Genomic DNA, 18,815 nt, shown 5'->3' on the forward strand with positions numbered 1-18,815 from the left:
TCCGTCAGGGTTGTGTTTCAATTTGTGGTTTTGGTTTCTATTTCAAGTTCGCTTTCAGAATCAGTCTCTGTTTGCGTCTGCTGCTGCGCATCTTGATCGAACAAATCCTGAATGTAGGCTTGCAGCTTGTTGACATCCACGCCCAGAACCTGAGCGGAGCCCGCCATTTCGTTGGTCAGCAGCTTATACGGAGGGATCTGCTGTTTATCAATCTCGTTGACATTAATGTCAAATCCGAGCGCAGCCAGCTTCAGCATCTGGGTCGGGCTGAGATCCGTCTCGATGTACGGAGCCACCGCTTCCAGAATTTCCGGCACTTTGAATAGCGAAGAGGTGCTTTGCAGCTTTTTGGCCAGCTCGGTCATAAAGATCCGCTGCCGCTCGGTACGGGTAAAGTCCGATGTGGCGTCATGCCTGAAACGCACGTATTGCAAAGCCGTTTTTCCGTCCATATGCTGAAGTCCTTTCTTCAGATCGATATCGTACATATGCTTGTCGGCTTTGCTGGTGTAGTGCATGTCCTTTTCCACGTCGATATCAATGCCGCCGACCGCATCCACGAGCGCGATGAAACCGGTGAAATCGGTGTAGACGTAGTGCTGGATCGGGATGCCCAGCAGATGGCTTACGGTTTGTTTGGTCAATTCGGCTCCGCCATAGGAAAACGCGGCGTTCAGTCGGCTTTTGCCATGCCCCGGAATGTCGACATAGGTGTCGCGCAGCACGGAGAACAGATGGGCGGTTTTGGTGACCGGATCAATGGAAGCGACCATGACCGAGTCCGATCGGCCTGCATCATCTCCGCGGGAATCGCCCCCAAGCAGCAGGATGTTCACGCGCTCTTTGCCTTCCCATTTCGGTATAGCGGTTTCTGGCGCATTCTCTGAGCTGCCTGTCTCCGTAGAAGCCGTTGGGGTGTGCGAGGCCGTCGATATGCTATTGGCAAAATGAGCGATCGAATATCCGTAGTAAATGATGATTCCCGTTACGGCAAGAGCCAGGGTCAGAGCGGTCCCCCATAACCATTTCTTCAGCATGAAATTTCACCTTTCTATCGTTGAACTGATATGTAACCCCAACTATTTTAACAAAAAGTAAGAGGAATGTCCCCTTTGATTTCGAATGTTAGGTATTACGGGCATAAATTTGACATTTCGTTGGTGAATCGATAAAGTGTAAAAAATAATCGAGCTTGTTGTAAATGGAGTGTGAAATAATACCGTGAATCAATCTGTCTTCGACTGGATTAACCAATTTGCCGATCATGTACCGCTATTGGACTGGTTCATGATGACGTCGGCTGAATATGCAGCATGGGTCATGATCGCCCTGCTTGTCATCGTCTGGTTTATGGGCAACCCTGCCAAACAGCGCATCGTTTTCTATGCGTGTGTGGCATCCATTCTATCATTATGTCTTGCAAAGTGGGGGATTTCGCCGATCGTGGACCATCCAAGGCCATTCGTCGAAGGCCACGTGAACCAGCTTATTCCGCATGTGCCCGATCCGTCGTTTCCCAGCAAACATGCATCCTTTGTATTTGCGCTTGCGGCAGCTTCCTTTTTTATCGGGCGGCGATTTGGATGGTGGATGCTGCTGCTCGCTGTGCTAACGGGCGTGTCCCGCGTATATGCGGGCGTTCATTATCCTGGCGACATTTTGGGCGGTTTCCTATTGGGGAGCCTGGTCAGCGTGGCATTGATCGTGACGCGCAATTATACGAAGTCGGTCCCTGATTTTTTCATCAAATGGCATCGCAAAGTTTTTCGCTATATAAGTTGAACCGATGATTTTTACACGGAGTCACTACGTGGTCAGAACCATCTTCCGATCACTGTTATCCCCGGATTTTTTTGATCCCCTTTTTTCAAAGGGAAAATCCGGTGATAAATGCGACCGCTTCGCTTCTCCAGATTCTTTCTGCCCTCTCCGTTATCGTGTAAATGTCAGGTTCAACCTATATAGTTTTGTAGAGGAGGAGCGGAGCCATCATCGAATAGGGTAAAAGCAAAAGCTTGATGGATGCTGGCCAGGCCAGTAACCTCAAGTTTTTTTGAGTTTTGCGGAAGTTATATGAAATTTGAAAAAATATCGAATGGCTTCTCTATAATCGTTGCCGATTTTTGTCGATATACTATAGGTATGTATCAGTTAAGGAGTGGGAGCCATGAAGGATGCCGGGGGAACGGCACAGAACAGATTTAAATTAACGATTCGCATGAAATTGTTAGCTGGATTTTTAATCGTGGTAGGTTTACTGGCATTTGTAAGCGTGTATGCCCTGACCCAGATTCACAACATGTCAAAGAAAGCGGATGAGATTGACAAGACGTGGATGCCTGTCGTTACTCTTCTTGGGGGAATGAACGGGGATGTGTCGGATATCGAAAGGCTGGCACTGGGGATCATTGTGGAACAGGACGCGAGCGAGAACGCCAAAATGGCTGAAACGCTCGACCAGCTCCAGGAGGAGCTCAAGGGAAAGAACGAACAACTGAAAACGTATCTTTCGGGGAGTGAAGATGCGCTGAAGATGTACGAGAAGTACATCACGAATTACAATGCCTATATTGAGAAAATGCCTGCTTTCATCAAGTTGGGCCGGGAGAACAACTATGAAGAGTCAAGCCGATTGCATAGGGAAGCGTACCCGTTCTGGTTTACGGCAAACGAGACGATTATGCAATTAATCAGTTCGGGAAATATGGCGTCCGAAGCAGCAACCAGTTCTTCGGTTGAATCGGCGGAATTTGCGTTTAACGTGATCTTGGTTGTGACGATCGTTTCGTTTGCGCTGGCGATGTTCATCGCTATCTTTATTTCGATTATCATTTCAAAACCGATCAAACAAATGAATGAAGCGGCCATGCGTATTGCGAGCGGTGATCTTACAGGCGAAACGATCGTCCTCAAAAACAGGGACGAGCTCGGCACGCTCGCCGGCTCATTCAATACGATGACGACGAACTTGCGCGTCATGATCGAATCGGTGGCGACGACCTCGGAACAGGTAGCAGCCTCTTCGGAGGAACTGCTCGCCAGCGCGGAGCAAAATACGAAAGCATCCGAGCAGATTTCCGAAACCGTGGAAGAGTTGGCCGTAGGTACGTCCGAGCAGGTGAACCTCGTCAAACGTTCGTCCCAAGCCATGAGCGAGATGGCGATCGGTTCGGAACAAATCGCGCAGTTGGCGACGAGCGTATCCACATCGGCCGTGGATGCGGCCAACATGTCTGCCGAGGGCAACATGATCATCAAGGAGGCCGTAACGCAGATGGCTTCCGTGCGTACTTCGATTGCTTCGTTATCCAAACTGGTGACAGGCCTTGGAGAACGTTCGGCCGAGATCGGCACGATTACCGAAGTCATCAACAACATTGCACGCCAGACGAATCTGCTTGCTCTGAATGCGGCCATTGAGGCAGCCCGGGCGGGAGACCATGGACGCGGTTTCGCGGTCGTTGCCGGCGAAGTGCGCAAGCTGGCCGAAGAGTCTTCGCTGTCGGCGCAGCGCATCACGGATCTGGTACACCTGATTCAGTCCGATACCGAGCAAGCCGTAGAAGCGGTGAAAGTAAACAGCAACGAAACGGAAAGCGGCATCGAAGTCGTGACGGCGGCCGGGGATGCATTTGAACAGATTTCGAATGCCGTCAGCAAAGTTGCCGGCGAAATTCAGGAAGTGTCGGCAGGTGCAGAGCAGATGGCAGCGAGCACCGACGAAGTCGTCAAATATGTGGAACAGGTGTCGGCCATCGCGGAGGAAGCTTCCGGCGGTGTGCACAATGTATCTGCAGCCACGGAAGAGCAGTTGGCCTCGATGGAAGAAATCGCATCTTCGGCAGCTTCCCTGTCGAAGATGGCCGAAGAACTGCAAGAACAGATCAACAAATTCAAAGTATAGTTCCGGTGCCTTATCCCGAGCCCTTGTTTAGCGGCGCGGGATAAGGTTTTTTTGCATGCCTGATCCAGGTCACAACAATGTTATTCCGGAAGTCACCAAAGCTTATATTGCATCCGGTGCAAAAGACTATAATGGAAATTAATGGTGGAAAAACTTGGAGTCACGCCATGGAAAGGAGCGGTTTAAACAAACCTCGACATGGGGCAATCGAACAATACGAAAGACGGAGGAGTTGAATGGTTGGAGATGAAGTCAAGCTGGCGTAAACGTCTCGTTATGTTGGCGTTATCGGCAGGACTGTTGACAGGAGGTACATTCATGCATGGGTTGACGGACAGAGCGGATGCGGCCGCAAATGGCCACAACTATGCAGAAGCGCTGCAGAAGGCGATTTATTTCTATGAAACCCAGCGTTCCGGAACTTTGCCGGAGTCGAACAGGGTAGAATGGCGCGGCGATTCGGGCTTGAGGGACGGGGCCGACGTCGGCGTGGATCTGACCGGAGGTTGGTACGATGCCGGAGATCACGTGAAATTCGGTTTGCCGATGGCATACTCTGCCACGATGCTCGCCTGGTCTGTGGTAGAATACCGCGAAGGATACGAACAGGCCGGTCAACTCGAGGAAATCAAGGATAACATCCGCTGGGCGACGGATTATTTTATGAAAGCGTACACAAAACCGAACGAATTATGGGGACAAGTCGGAGCGGGTCAAACGGACCATGCCTGGTGGGGACCGGCCGAAGTCATGCCGATGGATCGCCCGGCATTTAAAATCGATGCCTCTTGTCCGGGCAGCGACCTTGCGGGAGAAACGGCGGCGGCACTTGCGGCATCTTCGATCGTTTTTGCGGCGGATGATCCGTCGTATGCCTCCAGATTGCTGCAGCACGCAAAGGAGCTCTATCATTTTGCCGACACGTATCGGGGCAAATATTCCGACTGCATTACGGATGCGCGAACGTTCTACAATTCCTGGTCAGGGTACGAAGATGAACTGGCATGGGGAGCGACATGGCTTTATCTGGCAACAAATGATAACGCTTACTTGTCCAAGGCGATAGCCGCAACCGATGCATGGCCCTCGACCGGAGGGGCATACAACTGGCCATTTACATGGACGCATGGTTGGGACAATAAAAACTATGGTGCCCAAATTTTGCTGGCACGCATCACGTCTGGGCTGAACATGCCCGAAGCGGCAAGGTTCATCCAATCCGCGGAGCGTAACCTGGATTATTGGACGGTCGGAACGAATGGGCAAAGGGTGAGATACACGCCTGGCGGCCTGGCCTGGCTGGACCAGTGGGGATCGCTTCGATATGCGGCGAATGCGGCTTTCATTTCGTTCGTATATTCCGACTGGGTGAATGATCCGGCGAAGAAAGCGAGGTATCGGGATTTTGCCGTCTCGCAGATCAATTACATCCTCGGCGACAATCCGCGTCAAGGCAGTTACGTCGTCGGATACGGGCAGAATTCGCCGCAGCATCCGCATCATCGCACAGCCCATGGTTCATGGGCGAACAGCGAAAACATTCCGGCATCCCATCGCCATACCTTATACGGCGCGATGGTGGGTGGGCCTGATGAATCCGACGGTTACACGGACTCCATTTCGGATTATGTAAGCAACGAGGTGGCGATCGATTATAATGCAGCGTTTACGGGAGCGCTTGCCAAAATGAACCTGTTGTTCGGGCAAGGCGATGAACCGTTGGCGAATTTTCCGGAACCCGAAGAAAAGACGGATGAATATTTCGTCGAGGCATCCATTAAGGCCGAGGGCCCCGATTATACGGAGATTCGGGCATTATTGAACAATCGCTCCGCGTGGCCTGCCAAAATGGGAGACCGGCTGTCCTTCCGTTATTATCTCGATCTGAGTGAGGTATACGACGCAGGGTATACGGTCGCCGACGTTCGCGTGACGACGGCCTACAGCGAGGGAGCAGCCGTATCACAGCCCATCGTCGTTGATGAGGCTCGCCGAATCTATGCCGTAACGGCGGATTATAGCGGGACCAAGCTTTACCCCGGCGGCGAGGGGCATTATCGGAAAGAAGTGCAGTTTCGCATCAGCGGACCGCAAGGTGCATGGAGCGCGGCCAACGATCCGTCCCATTCGGGATTGGCAGCCGGGACTCCGCAAAAGAGCGCGCATTTGCCGGTATACGATGCCGGACGGCTCGTTTACGGCCAGGAACCGGGCGTCTTGCCCGTAACGGTCCCGTCTGCGCCAGCTTCGTTGCAGGCTGCTGCAGGCCAGGGCCAGATCACCTTGAGCTGGACGGCTTCCGCAGGAGCGAGCTTTTACACCGTCAAACGTGCCGAGGCAGATGGGGGCCCGTACACGGCAGTGGCTGCCAATGTGAACGGAACGACCTATACGGACACCGGGCTGACGAACGGCAAGACGTATTACTACGTCGTAACCGCCGTAAATGCGGCAGGCGAATCCGCTGCGTCGGCGCAGGCATCGGCTGTGCCGCAGGCAGGCAGCGCCTTGCCCGGCGCGTTCACGCTCGTAGGGACGGCAGGCGATGCGCAGGCGGTACTGGCCTGGGCCGCTTCGGACGGCGCGGACAGCTATGCGGTGCAGCGGCGAACGGGGAGCGGGGCATTTGAAGAGGTGGCGGCAGGGCTGACGGCATTGACTTATACGGATGCCGCCGCCGTGAACGGTACGACGTACACGTACCGGATCGCCGCGAGCAACGGCAGCGGCCAGACGCTGTCGAACGAAGTGACGCTGACACCGACCGCGTCTCCGGCTGGGACGGGAACGCTGGAGGTGCAGTACCGCAATGGCGGGGCGGGAGCGAGCGGCAATGCCATTACGCCGCAGTTCAATTTGAAGAACACCGGCACCGAAGCGATCGACCTCAGCCAAGTGAAGGTTCGATACTATTTTACGAAGGACGGCAACGTGGACATGAGCTTCTGGTGCGACTATGCCCAGATCGGCAGCATTAACGTGGAGGCTGCCTTCATCGCGCTGAACCCGGCGAAGGGCAATGCGGATACCGTGCTGGAGATCGGCTTCAAGCCGGGAACGGGCAGTCTGGCACCAGGCGCGGAGACCGGCGTGATCCAGGGACGGTTCTCCAAAACGAATTGGGCGAGCTTCGATCAGACCAACGATTACTCATACGACGGGGCAATGACGGGCTTCGCCGCCTGGAACAAAGTAACGGCGCATATCGACGGCATAAAGGCCTGGGGCATTGAACCATGAGACAACAGATTGCAGTCAGCAGGGAAAACAACATCGATTCCATTCTATTTCCAAGATTACAGGGAGGTATGTATCATGTTGAAATCAGCTGCGAAAAAAAGCCTGGCGGCCATGCTGGCCGGAACGGTCATGCTCACCGGGTATACGGGACTTTGGGCAGGCCCGCAAACGGTTTTTGCCGAAGAGCAGTCTTTGCAAGCGGAAGGAATCAATGAAGCGCGCTTCATGGAGCTGTACGGACAGTTGAAAGACCCCGCCAACGGATATTTCTCTCCGGAGGGCATTCCTTATCACTCTGTGGAAACCCTGATCAGCGAAGCGCCGGATTATGGGCACATGACGACTTCCGAAGCGTACAGCTATTGGTTGTGGCTCGAAACGATGTATGGGCATTTCACGGGTGACTGGTCCAAGCTCGAGGCCGCGTGGGACAACATGGAAAAATACATCATTCCCGTCAATGAGGGCGATGGCAAAGAAGAGCAGCCTACGATGAGCCACTATAATCCGAACAGCCCGGCGACATATGCTGCGGAGAAACCTTTTCCGGACCAATATCCGTCAGAATTAAACGGGCAATACCAGGCCGGAAGGGACCCGCTGGACGCAGAGCTGAAATCCTCCTATGGCAACAACCAGACCTACCTGATGCACTGGCTGCTTGACGTCGATAACTGGTACGGCTTCGGCAACCTGCTGAACCCTTCTCATACGGCAGCGTACGTCAATACGTTCCAACGCGGGGAACAGGAGTCCGTCTGGGAAGCCGTTCCGCACCCGTCTCAAGACGACAAATCGTTCGGCAAAGCGGGTGAGGGTTTCATGAGCCTGTTCACAAAGGAGAACCAGGCACCGGCAGCGCAATGGCGTTATACCAATGCCACCGATGCGGATGCCCGCGCGGTTCAAGTACTGTACTGGGCGAAGGAAATGGGTTACGACAACCAGGCTTATCTCGATAAAGCCAAAAAGATGGGCGATTACCTGCGTTACGGACTGCATGATAAATATTTCCAGAAAGTTGGAAGCGCCAAAAACGGCAGTCCGGCCGCAGGTACGGGCAAAGACTCCAACATGTACCTTATGGGCTGGTACACCGCTTGGGGCGGCGGTTTGGGGCAGGGCGGCAATTGGGCTTGGCGCATCGGTTCCAGCCATACGCACCAGGGGTACCAAAATCCGGTCGCATCTTATGCATTATCCGATCCCGCTGGCGGCTTAATCCCGAAATCGAGCACGGCCAAAGCGGATTGGAATGCTACGCTGAAGCGCCAGCTTGAATTCTACACTTGGCTGCAATCCCATGAGGGAGCGATCGGCGGCGGCGCTACCAACAGCTACGGAGGTGCCTATAAAGCTTATCCGTCCGGAACGAGCACGTTCTACGATATGGCATACCAGGAAGCGCCGGTATACCGCGATCCGGATTCCAATACGTGGTTTGGCATGCAGGCTTGGTCGATGGAGCGCGTAGCGGAGCTGTACTACATTCTTGCGCAGAACGGCGACCTGAGCTCGGAAAATTTCCAGATGGCGAAAAAGGTCATTTCCAAGTGGATTGACTGGTCGAAGGATTATGTTTTCGTCAATGAACGTCCGGTGACGGATTCCCAGGGATACTATTTGGATGATTCAGGACAGCGCATTCTTGGCGGCACGAACGTGCAGGTAGCAACCACGCCAGCGACGGGAGAGTTCTGGATTCCAGGCAGCCAGGAATGGACCGGGCAGCCGGATTCATGGACCGGTTTCTCTTCTTACACGAACAATCCAAATTTCCGCGTAACGACCAAAGACCCGTCGCAGGATGTTGGGGTACTGGGCAGTTACATCAAAACGTTGACCTTCTTCGCGGCGGCGACCAAGGCAGAGCATGGCGCATTTAGCGCCCAAGGCCAAGAAGCGAAGAATTTGGCGGAGCAATTGCTGGACACGGCGTGGGACTACAACGACGGGGTAGGGATCGTTTCCGAAGAGGTGCGCAAAGATTACTTCCGCTTCTTCGCCAAAGAGATCTACCTTCCGGCCAACTGGACGGGATCATATGGACAGGGCAACGCGCTTCCGGGCACGGGCAGCATTCCTTCCGATCCTGCAAAGGGAGGAAATGGCGTCTATATCGGTTATTCCGATTTGCGTCCAAAAATCAAGCAGGACCCGGCTTGGGCATACCTGGATAACCTGTACAAGGCGTCCTACAATCCGGAAACGAAACAATGGGAAAACGGTGCGCCAACCTTTACGTATCACCGTTTCTGGTCCCAAGTGGACATGGCGACAGCTTATGGCGAATTCGAACGTCTTCTTGGCGACGGCAGCGGCCCGGAAACCGAAGTTCCTGCTGCGCCAAACGGTTTGACGGCCGCCGGCGGCAGTGAACAGGTTGTTCTGAACTGGAACTCCGTTTCGGGAGCGAATTCTTACACCGTCAAACGTGCCGAGGCAGATGGGGGCCCGTACACGGCAGTGGCTGCCAATGTGAACGGAACGACCTATACGGACACCGGGCTGACGAACGGCAAGACGTATTATTACGTCGTAACCGCCGTAAATGCGGCAGGCGAATCCGCTGCGTCGGCGCAGGCATCGGCTGTGCCGCAGGCAGGCAGCGCCTTGCCCGGTGCGTTCACGCTCGTAGGGACGGCAGGCGATGCGCAGGCGGTACTGGCCTGGGCCGCTTCGGATGGCGCGGACAGCTATGCGGTGCAACGGCGAACGGGGAGCGGGGCATTTGAAGAGGTGACGGCAGGGCTGACGGCATTGACCTATACGGATGCCGCCGCCGTGAACGGGACGACGTACACGTACCGGATCGCAGCGAGCAACGGCCACGGCCAGACGCTGTCGAACGAAGTGACGCTGACACCGACCGCGTCTCCGGTTGGGACGGGAACGCTGGAGGTGCAGTATCGCAATGGCGGAACGGGAGCGAGCGGCAATGCCATTACGCCGCAGTTCAATTTGAAGAACACCGGCACCGAGGCGATCGACCTCAGCCAAGTGAAGGTTCGATACTATTTTACGAAGGACGGCAACGTGGACATGAGCTTCTGGTGCGACTATGCCCAGATCGGCAGCAGCAACGTGGAGGCTGCCTTCATCGCGCTGAACCCGGCGAAGGGCAATGCGGATACCGTGCTGGAGATCGGCTTCAAGCCGGGAGCGGGCAGTCTGGCACCGGGCGCGGAGACCGGCGTGATCCAGGGACGGTTCTCCAAAACGAATTGGGCGAGCTTCGATCAGACCAACGATTACTCGTACGACGGGGCAATGACGGATTTCGCCGCCTGGAACAAAGTAACGGCGCATATCGATGGCGTAAAGGCCTGGGGCGTTGAACCGTAATGTACTGCCTCATCGGAAAATAATGAAATAAAGGAAATGGGCCGGAGAGAAACTCCGGCCTTTTTTGCGACTATATAAACCGCAAAAAAATAAACACACGTTAACGGAGAGGCAGAACCAATCTGGAGAAGCAAAGCGTTCGCTAAAAGCTTTCTGAAAGAAAGCTGCATCGGAAGATGGAACTGCACTCGAAGTGCCCTAGTGTGAACGATTAAGTGCGGTTTATATAAGTACATTGTCATATTCAATCGGCGAACGCTGCTGCGGAATGAAGGAGGAATGGGGAAAAGCACGCCAAAATGCTGCGATTTACGTGTAGTAATGTTTACCACTTATGGAATTTGAAATTAAAATATGGGTCATATGAACCATCATCTTCATCCATGAATGAAAAGAGTGCATTGCAGATCCAAAATCGCCGCAGCTCAAATGTTTACAATATTTTAACCTTTTGAATAAGACGCCCGGCGAGGCATCCGAATCAAAAATATGGAGACATGCCCTGATTCTTAGTGCTCAAATCAGCCTGAAGCAATACAGGACTTTGGACTGATGATCGTTCTGGACAGCGCCTTTACAATGGGGCAAGCCCGGTAGGATTACGGACCAGGTTAAAATTCTGTAACTTCAGGAGGAAAACGACATCATGAATTGGAAAAGCAAAATCATTACGGCAAGCGTAACGGCAGCGATGTTGATGGGAAGTCTGACGACTGGAGCATTCACGGCCCAGGTATCGGCAGCTACGATAGAAAATTCCAAAGCCAAGATCATCCAGGGAGTGAACATGCGCACGTCTCCTTCGACGTCTGCAGGCGTCGTACGTCAATTGCCTCAAGGCGAGACGGTAACCATTTTGGGCACGTCCGGTTCGTACTGGTACAAGGTACAGGATTCCAGCAACCAGACAGGATACATATCTTCTTCATCCAAATATACGCAAATGGTCAGCAGCAGCGGCGGCAACAGCAGCACAAGTTCTTCGGTAGCGGGCAGCAGTTCAGTTACCGGTAGCGAAGCCGTGGAAAAAGTGATCGCCGCAGGCATGAAATATTTGGGCACGCCTTACAAATACGGGGCAGACCGCAACAGTACGGCCGCGTTTGACTGCTCCAGCTTCGTTCGCCGGGCATTCATCGATGCGCTGGGCATCACGCTGCCGGCAGACTCTCGCAAACAGGGCGACTATGTCAAAGCCAAAGGAGCGGTTCAAACCGATTGGACCAAGCTGAAGCGCGGCGACCTCATGTACTTTATGTCCTATAAAGGAACCAAGGCTTCCGCATATTCGGGCGTGAACAAATCGACGGCCAGAATTACGCATACCGGCATCTATCTTGGAGACGGCAAAGTGCTGCACACGTATTCGAACGAGGGCGGCGGCGTAACGGTCAGCGACATTTCCGGCAAGCACTGGGAATATCGTTTCCTGTTTGGCGGAAGCGCGCTGTAAATCAGACGCAGCGAGACAAATATTAACAAAGCAGCTGTTTGGATTGAAGCTGCGCGTCACTGCGGTGTTTATCAATGATTTTTACATTGGACAACACCGCATGGCGTGCAGCTTTTTTGATTTTGGCGCCAACCCGTATCGAATATCTCCCTCCACTCTCCCGCAAGTTTGCACTCAAAGACCTACTCTTGGTAATACACCCGAAATAAAATATCCTGATTGTAATTGCCGAATCCTTCCCCGTACAAGGTGAGCCCGCCAACATGCCGTGCATCCTCTTCGACCGACAGGCGCAGCGTCCACTGATTGCGTTCCACGGGGATATCGGATAACGTGACGCCGGACATCAGCTGGCCGTCGATGAACGTTCCCTGCTCCGTAATGCGCAGCACTTTCAGCATGCCGTATTGGTTGACGCTTTCGCTCCACCAATCAGGCGTAAATACGCCGCGGCCGTTTCCCGAGTCACCAGGGCTCGTCCAGTCCCCAAGCTTGATGCCATTCAACGTAAACGTAATGTCGGAAGGCCAATTGGGGTTGACGGAAGGCGCTTCGGACCCGATCTCCAGCGAGAGTTCAATCGCTTCCATGTGCTGCCCGGCCAAAATGTAATTCGGGATTTTGTATTCCACGAATCCGCGCCCGAACCATAGAATGTGGGCATGCATGCGTTCCGGATCGAGAAAATATCGTGGATCGTCGTATTGTCCGATAATATGGCTGGAGGTGGCCAGGCCGCAAGTAGGATATACATCAAATTGCGTATAATGCCCGATGGGAATCGCCACCTCGTGCACCTTGCTTGAGCTCCCGCTTTCCTGCGGCATCGAGATGCCGATCCAGTCAACGGCAAGGCTGTTCATTTTATGGGTGCCGCCGTCCTTGCGGACCATTTTGGATTGAATGATGCCTACATCCTGCAGTTTGCGCACATGCATCGTTACGATGGCGCTGCTCAAACCGAGCGCGGCTGCAATGTCCTTGACGTTTTTGGGGCTTTCGGCAACAAGCCGGATGATCTGCAGACGGACTTCGCTGGCCAGTGCCTCATATAGGGGCAGCCATTCTGCATCGGTATTTGCTCTGATCACAAAGGTCCCTCCAATAGATGTGTTTAGGATTAATTTAAACATAAATTCAAAGAATAGGATAACATTTTCAAAATTTAGTGTTGAAATTAAGCTTAACATCGATTTTAATATAAATATGAACATTGATCCATAGGTTTTAAATTAATTTTTCTATTAATTTAAGGAGTTGAACTTTATGGTGCAAAAAGCAAAAATGACGGTAGACAAGGATTTCACGATTGGAGAAGTGGATAAGCGCTTATACGGTTCTTTCATTGAGCATCTGGGTCGTGCCGTATATGGTGGTATATATGAGCCTGGCCATCCTGAGGCTAACGAAGCGGGGTTCCGCAAGGATGTGCTGGAATTGGTCAATGAACTGCAAGTTCCGATCGTGCGTTATCCGGGAGGCAATTTTGTATCCGGTTACAATTGGGAGGATTCCGTAGGTCCGGTCTCCGAACGCAAACGCAGGCTGGAATTGGCTTGGAGAACGATCGAAACGAATGAATTCGGGTTCAACGAATTCGTGGATTGGGCGAAACAGGCCAATACCGATGTGATGATGGCGGTCAACCTGGGAACGCGCGGTGTGGATGCGGCCAGAAACATCGTGGAATACAGCAACCATCCGGGAGGCTCTTATTACAGCGATCTTCGTATCAAGCATGGTTACAAAGAGCCGCATAACGTTAAAACATGGTGCCTTGGCAACGAAATGGATGGTCCATGGCAGATCGGCCACAAAACTGCGGTGGAGTACGGACGAGTAGCTCTGGAAGCGGCCAAGGTCATGAAATGGACCGATCCTACGATTGAACTGGTTGCCTGCGGCAGTTCCGCGATCGGCATGCCGACATTCCCGGAGTGGGAAGCAACCGTCCTGGATCATACATATGATCACGTGGAATATTTGTCCCTGCACCAGTACTACGGCAATGCCGCGCAGGATACGCCGACGTTCCTGGCCCGCTCGCTGGAAATGGACCGTTTCATTGATACGGTCAAAGCGACTTGCGATTACATCAAGGCGAAAAAGCGCAGCAAAAAGACGATGTTCCTGTCCTTTGACGAGTGGAACGTATGGTACCATTCCAACGAAAGCGACAAAAAGCTGGACCCATGGCAAATCGCTCCGCCGCAGCTGGAAGACGTATACAACCATGAAGACGCTTTGCTTGTGGGCTGCATGCTGATCAGCTTGTTGAAGCATGCGGATCGCGTCAAAATGGCTTGCCTCGCGCAGCTCGTCAACGTTATCGCGCCGATCATGACCGACAACGGTGGCGCAGCGTGGAGACAGACCATTTTCTATCCGTTCATGCATGCTTCCGTGTTCGGTCGCGGAACCGCGCTGGTGCCGCTGATTCAATCGCCGAAATACGATACCAAAGAAATTACGGACGTTCCTTATCTGGAAGGCATCGCGGTGCATAACGAAGAAAAGGGCGAAGTGACGGTATTTGCGGTTAACCGTCATCTGGATGAAGCGCTGCCGCTGGAAGTGGATCTTCGCAGCTTTGGCGAGTGCACGCTGCTGGAGCATATCGTACTGGAAAGCGATGATCTCAAAGCGGTCAATACGGCTGCAGAGCCGAACCGCGTAGCTCCGCATAACCGCGGAGGAGCACAGGTATCGGGAAGTCTGGTTACTGCAAGCCTGTCCAAGGCTTCGTGGAACGTGATCCGACTGAAAGTACAATAAAAGATGGCATGTTAGCGGGCGGGGAAATCATCAAACGTTTATTAGGTTCATAATCAACGAAAGCGTTCAGGTGGAGTGGTGTCCATTTGAACGCTTTTTTGTCGGTTGGTCCGGAATGTAAAGAGCCCAACCGGACATTTCTCCAGTTGAGCTTGCTACATTTCCTGTCGTTTTCAACAGTGTAATTGGGCATCTGCCCGTCTGCATGGGTTTAACTCGAAACGGCCTCGTCGTTACCCGCTTCCCGTGCATGCGCGACCAATTGGGCATATACGCCTCTGGCCGCAAGCAGTTCCGCATGGGTGCCTTCCTCCGCAATTTTGCCATGCTCCATAACGATGATCCGGTCGGCATGCATGATCGTGGACAGGCGGTGGGCAATGACAATGGTCGTGCGCCCTTTGGACACGGATTCCAGCGCCTGCTGTACGAGCAGTTCGGTATGCGAATCCAAATTCGCCGTAGCTTCATCCAGGATCAGCACCCGAGGCTGGAATACCACGATCCGGGCGAAAGAGATCAGCTGACGTTCCCCGGCGGACAGGCCGCTTCCGCGTTCGGAGAGAAGGGTATCGTATCCTTCAGGAAGCCGGCGGATCATGGCATCGGCGCCGACGAACCGGCAAGCTTCGATGGCTTGCTCCCGCGTAATGTCTTCGCGAAACATGCGCACATTCTCGATAATGGAGCCGGAGAACAGGAAGGGTTCCTGCTGGATCAAGCCGACGATTCGATGAAGCGTGGCCTGCGGAATGTGCCGAATATCGAAGCCGTCAATGTCAATGCTGCCCTCGTTAACATCATAAAAGCGATTCAGCAGGGAGATCAAGGTGCTTTTGCCGGCTCCGGTCGTGCCCACAATGCCGACCATTTCCCCGGGATAGAGATGCAGGTCCATGTTTGAGATGATCGGCTGGCCAGGCTGGTATCCGAAGGAAACATCGTTGAAATCGATCTGTCCCATCACTTGCTTTGGTTCAAGCTTGAAAGCTTTGGCCGGTTCGGGTTCGGCGACCTCCGGTTTCGTGTCCAGAATGTTTGCGATCCGCTCCATGGAAACGGTGGCCGACTGGAACGTATTCCATTGCATCGTGATTTGGTTGATCGGTTGAAAGAACTGCCGAATGTAACTGATGAAGGCATAGAGCACGCCGACTTGCAGCGATTCGTTCAATACGGCCCGCCCGCCAAGCCAGACCATCAGCACCAGTGCCGCATTGCCCAGAATGTCGAATGTGCGGTTGAAAATGACATGGGAGCGTGCTTGGCGAATGTTGGCTTGAAGGTGCTGCAGATTTTTTTCCCCGAATCGCTGCTGTTGTTCTTTCTCCTGATGAAAAGCCTGAATCAGAAACATGCCTGCGAGATTTTCGGCAGTGAATGCGATCAGACGCGCAAACCTTGTTCTGGCGTTCTGATACACTTTACGCAGATTGCTGCGGAACAAGATCGCAACAACGGCAATGACAGGCAGCACGGCCAGGGAGTAACCCGCCAGCACAGGGTCCAGTTGGAACATGAACACGAGGATCAGCACAAGCATCATGCCGTCCCTGATCAGGCTGAGCAGAACTTGGGTGAAGAAACTGCTGATCGTCTCGGTATCGCGAGAAACGTTGGTGACGAGACTGCCGATGTGATACCGATCGAAGAAAGACATCGACATGCGTGTGATGTGGTGAAAAATGTCTTTCCGAATGCGGGAAACGATGCTTTGGCCGACATGCTGCAGCAAATTGTTTTGCACGTAGGTGAACACAAAGCCGGTTATGGCGAGAACCAGGTATACCGCAGCAAGCTGCATAAGAAAACCGGTACTTGTGTTCCCGATGGCCAAATGGTCGTCTATGGCGATCTTGACCAAATAGGGCTGCAGCAGATCAGCCAGAATGCCCAGCAGCGAGCAGGCAAAAATGCCAAGAAAGGCGAGCCTGTGCGGCTTGGTATAGGTCATCATCGATTTGAAGGAGGTCCGCTTGTCGGATGCGTCAGACGCTCTGGAATCGCCTTTCGCCGGAGACGATGCATGCTGCTCGGCAGTCATCGGGTCAGGCTTCCCGCTATGTCGTTCGGTCATGGTACAATCCCTCCTCTTGCAAACGATAGGTCGCCGCATACAGCCCTTCTGCAGCCATAAGGTCCGCATGGGTTCCCTGTTCGGCAATCCGTCCCTCGTCCAGCACGATGATATGGTCGGCATGACGGACCGCGCTGATTCGGTGGGACACGATCAATGTCGTTCTGTCCTTGCCCAGCTTGCGCAAGCCGCGCACGATGCCGCTTTCGGTGACGGCATCGACCGCGCTCATGCTATCGTCGAGGATGAGCACTTGAGCCTGTTTGATCAATCCCCTGGCGAGGCTGGTGCGCTGGCGCTGCCCGCCCGACAGGGTAAGCCCGCGTTCGCCCAGCTTGGTGTCAAATCGATCCGGGAACCGAATGATATTTTCGTAAATCATGGCCTGCTTGGCGCTATGCTCTACCGTATCCATCGGTAATGACCGATCGCTAAAAGCGATGTTGTCGCGAATGGTCGTGCTGAACAGGAACCCGTCCTGGGGCACATAGGCAATACAGGCGCGCAAGCTTTCCAGGGATATTTTGCGGATGTCGGTTCCATTGATGCGGATGGTTCCGGCAGGAGGCTCGTACGTGCGCAGCAGCAATTTGACGAGCGTGCTCTTGCCCGAACCGGTTTTGCCTACGATACCGACCGTCTGCCCGGCGCGAATGTGCAATTCCACGTTCTGCAGGACGGGGGCAGGGCTGCCGGGGTAGGCGAAGGACAGGCCGCTGATGGATATGTCCCTGATCGAGCGAAGCGACTTGGCATTCGCAGCTTCCTGAATGTCGGGCTCTTCCGCCAACAGGTCGTTTACCCTTTCGAGAGAGGCCCCGGAACGCTGCATCGTGTTGATGACATTGCCAATTTGCTGCAGCGGTCCGATAATCATGCGCAGATACAAGGTTAATGCAACGAAACTGCCGAGCGTAATGGTATGCTGCATCGTCATGATCCCGCCTACAAGCAGGGAAACGACGAGAGATAACGATCCGAATAACGGAAGAAGCGCTTGAAACAAGGAGGACATGCGCACGAGGCGCAATTGTTTGCTCCGAATGGCATCTACCGCCATACCGAACCTTGCGCGGGCCTGATCTTCCACGGCAAACGTTTTGGTCACGCGGATGCCGCCGAATTGTTCCTCGGCCGATTCGGTCATGTCGGCGAGAGCTTCCTGCACGTCACGGGAGCGCTTACGAATTCGCGGGCCAAAATGGACGACCAGAAACGGAATAGCCAGCAGCGGCAGCACGCTGATCATCATCAAGGACAGCGGGATCCCGCTGAGCAGCATCATGATGATGCAGGACAATAACAGAAAGGTTGCATTGGTCATGGTGGTCACCCCGTTGGAAATGGCCTCGCGAACGGAGGTGACGTCGTTCATCACGTAGCTAAGCAGTTTGCCGTTGCCCTGTTTGGAAAAATAGTGCTCGCTTAGTTCGGAAAACTTGCCGAAAATGCGTTCGCGGGTCATGAATTCGAACCGGCGTCCCAGCTTCATGATCATGAACTGTCCGGTTCCGAACGACACGTTGTACAAAATAGCCACCGCCAGCAAGATGATGCTGTACCTCATCACCGTATCCATATGCAGGCTGTTCTGCATGAGTTGGTCCGTGAAGCTGCCCAAAATGCGGGGCAGGGAAGCCTGCCCGACATTGGAGGCGATAATCAGGACCACGGCCACCGCATATACGGGCCATTGGCTGATCACGTAGCTTCGCAGCAATTCTCGTTTGGACATAGGCATGGTTCTCCTTTGTTGAATTCAAAGATATCGATGCAGAGCGTAGAAAAGGGCCGACACCCGAATCAAGGTGTCATGCCCTTTTACTTTATGCGAACGAATTCGAAGATTATCCGTATATGAACGGATTTCCGTATGCCGATCGACGAAATCAGTTCACTGCACGACATGCAGTCGATAGGTAACGTCCGTTGACGTCCTTTCATGCTAACAACTACTATTGTTGCGCTATTGAGGAGCAATGTCAATGAAGCGGAGCAAGCTGATGCATTAGAGTTTTGCG

At 53.4% G+C, this 18,815-nt stretch carries 11 protein-coding genes; 6 read left to right on the forward strand and 5 right to left on the reverse strand.

What is annotated here, in order from left to right:
• Positions 1 to 17: 17 nt before the first annotated feature.
• Positions 18 to 1,037, reverse strand: a complete 1,020-nt coding sequence (locus MKY59_RS05615; RefSeq protein WP_236420119.1) for an LCP family protein — start codon at positions 1,035 to 1,037, stop codon at positions 18 to 20.
• Positions 1,038 to 1,221: 184 nt separating this feature from the next.
• Here MKY59_RS05615 and MKY59_RS05620 point away from each other — a divergent pair, with 184 nt between their 5' ends.
• From MKY59_RS05620 to MKY59_RS05640, 5 genes are all read left to right on the forward strand, one after another.
• On the forward strand, positions 1,222 to 1,782 hold the full coding sequence (locus MKY59_RS05620; RefSeq protein ID WP_236420118.1) for an undecaprenyl-diphosphatase: 561 nt from the start codon (positions 1,222 to 1,224) through the stop codon (positions 1,780 to 1,782).
• Between the two features lie 385 nt (positions 1,783 to 2,167).
• The gene (locus MKY59_RS05625) at positions 2,168 to 3,904 is read left to right on the forward strand and encodes a methyl-accepting chemotaxis protein (RefSeq protein ID WP_339276475.1); all 1,737 of its coding nucleotides are present in this window, start codon (positions 2,168 to 2,170) and stop codon (positions 3,902 to 3,904) included.
• A 318-nt stretch (positions 3,905 to 4,222) separates the two neighbouring features.
• Positions 4,223 to 7,144 carry a glycoside hydrolase family 9 protein gene (locus tag MKY59_RS05630; RefSeq protein WP_339276476.1) on the forward strand — a complete coding sequence of 974 codons (2,922 nt, stop codon included), beginning with the start codon at positions 4,223 to 4,225 and terminating at the stop codon, positions 7,142 to 7,144.
• A 75-nt stretch (positions 7,145 to 7,219) separates the two neighbouring features.
• Positions 7,220 to 10,489 (forward strand): glycoside hydrolase family 48 protein, encoded by a 3,270-nt coding sequence (locus MKY59_RS05635; protein ID WP_339276478.1) that lies wholly within the window; start codon positions 7,220 to 7,222, stop codon positions 10,487 to 10,489.
• A gap of 646 nt (positions 10,490 to 11,135) precedes the next feature.
• Positions 11,136 to 11,942, forward strand: coding sequence for an SH3 domain-containing C40 family peptidase (locus MKY59_RS05640; RefSeq protein WP_339276479.1), 807 nt, complete (start codon positions 11,136 to 11,138; stop codon positions 11,940 to 11,942).
• Between the two features lie 22 nt (positions 11,943 to 11,964).
• On the opposite strand, the gene MKY59_RS05645 is transcribed toward MKY59_RS05640, so the two are convergent.
• Both MKY59_RS05645 and MKY59_RS05650 read right to left on the reverse strand, forming a co-directional pair.
• On the reverse strand, positions 11,965 to 12,120 hold the full coding sequence (locus MKY59_RS05645) for a hypothetical protein (RefSeq protein ID WP_339276481.1): 156 nt from the start codon (positions 12,118 to 12,120) through the stop codon (positions 11,965 to 11,967).
• Between the two features lie 4 nt (positions 12,121 to 12,124).
• The gene (locus MKY59_RS05650; RefSeq protein ID WP_236415372.1) at positions 12,125 to 13,033 is read right to left on the reverse strand and encodes an ArsR family transcriptional regulator; all 909 of its coding nucleotides are present in this window, start codon (positions 13,031 to 13,033) and stop codon (positions 12,125 to 12,127) included.
• A 175-nt stretch (positions 13,034 to 13,208) separates the two neighbouring features.
• On the opposite strand from MKY59_RS05650, the gene MKY59_RS05655 reads away from it, so the two are divergent.
• The gene (locus tag MKY59_RS05655; protein WP_290371442.1) at positions 13,209 to 14,717 is read left to right on the forward strand and encodes an alpha-N-arabinofuranosidase; all 1,509 of its coding nucleotides are present in this window, start codon (positions 13,209 to 13,211) and stop codon (positions 14,715 to 14,717) included.
• A 211-nt stretch (positions 14,718 to 14,928) separates the two neighbouring features.
• Here MKY59_RS05655 and MKY59_RS05660 read toward each other — a convergent pair whose 3' ends face one another.
• Positions 14,929 to 16,674 carry an ABC transporter ATP-binding protein gene (locus tag MKY59_RS05660; RefSeq protein ID WP_339278333.1) on the reverse strand — a complete coding sequence of 582 codons (1,746 nt, stop codon included), beginning with the start codon at positions 16,672 to 16,674 and terminating at the stop codon, positions 14,929 to 14,931.
• Positions 16,675 to 16,777: 103 nt separating this feature from the next.
• Complete coding sequence (locus MKY59_RS05665) at positions 16,778 to 18,529, reverse strand: ABC transporter ATP-binding protein (RefSeq protein ID WP_339276482.1); 1,752 nt, start codon at positions 18,527 to 18,529, stop codon at positions 16,778 to 16,780.
• Positions 18,530 to 18,815 lie beyond the last annotated feature (286 nt).

Origin of the sequence: Paenibacillus sp. FSL W8-0426 (assembly GCF_037969725.1) — a bacterium.
In the GTDB taxonomy this organism is placed as follows: domain Bacteria; phylum Bacillota; class Bacilli; order Paenibacillales; family Paenibacillaceae; genus Paenibacillus; species Paenibacillus hubeiensis.

Bases quoted from the DNA above. Each gene is read 5' to 3' on its own strand.
- MKY59_RS05615 (WP_236420119.1), bottom strand. From the start codon at position 1,037: ATGCTGAAGAAATGGTTATGGGGGACCGCTCTGACCCTGGCTCTTGCC.
- MKY59_RS05625 (WP_339276475.1), top strand. From the start codon at position 2,168: ATGAAGGATGCCGGGGGAACGGCACAGAACAGATTTAAATTAACGATT.
- MKY59_RS05630 (WP_339276476.1), top strand. From the start codon at position 4,223: ATGCATGGGTTGACGGACAGAGCGGATGCGGCCGCAAATGGCCACAAC.
- MKY59_RS05635 (WP_339276478.1), top strand. From the start codon at position 7,220: ATGTTGAAATCAGCTGCGAAAAAAAGCCTGGCGGCCATGCTGGCCGGA.
- MKY59_RS05640 (WP_339276479.1), top strand. From the start codon at position 11,136: ATGAATTGGAAAAGCAAAATCATTACGGCAAGCGTAACGGCAGCGATG.
- MKY59_RS05655 (WP_290371442.1), top strand. From the start codon at position 13,209: ATGGTGCAAAAAGCAAAAATGACGGTAGACAAGGATTTCACGATTGGA.
- MKY59_RS05660 (WP_339278333.1), bottom strand. From the start codon at position 16,674: ATGATGACCTATACCAAGCCGCACAGGCTCGCCTTTCTTGGCATTTTT.
- MKY59_RS05665 (WP_339276482.1), bottom strand. From the start codon at position 18,529: ATGTCCAAACGAGAATTGCTGCGAAGCTACGTGATCAGCCAATGGCCC.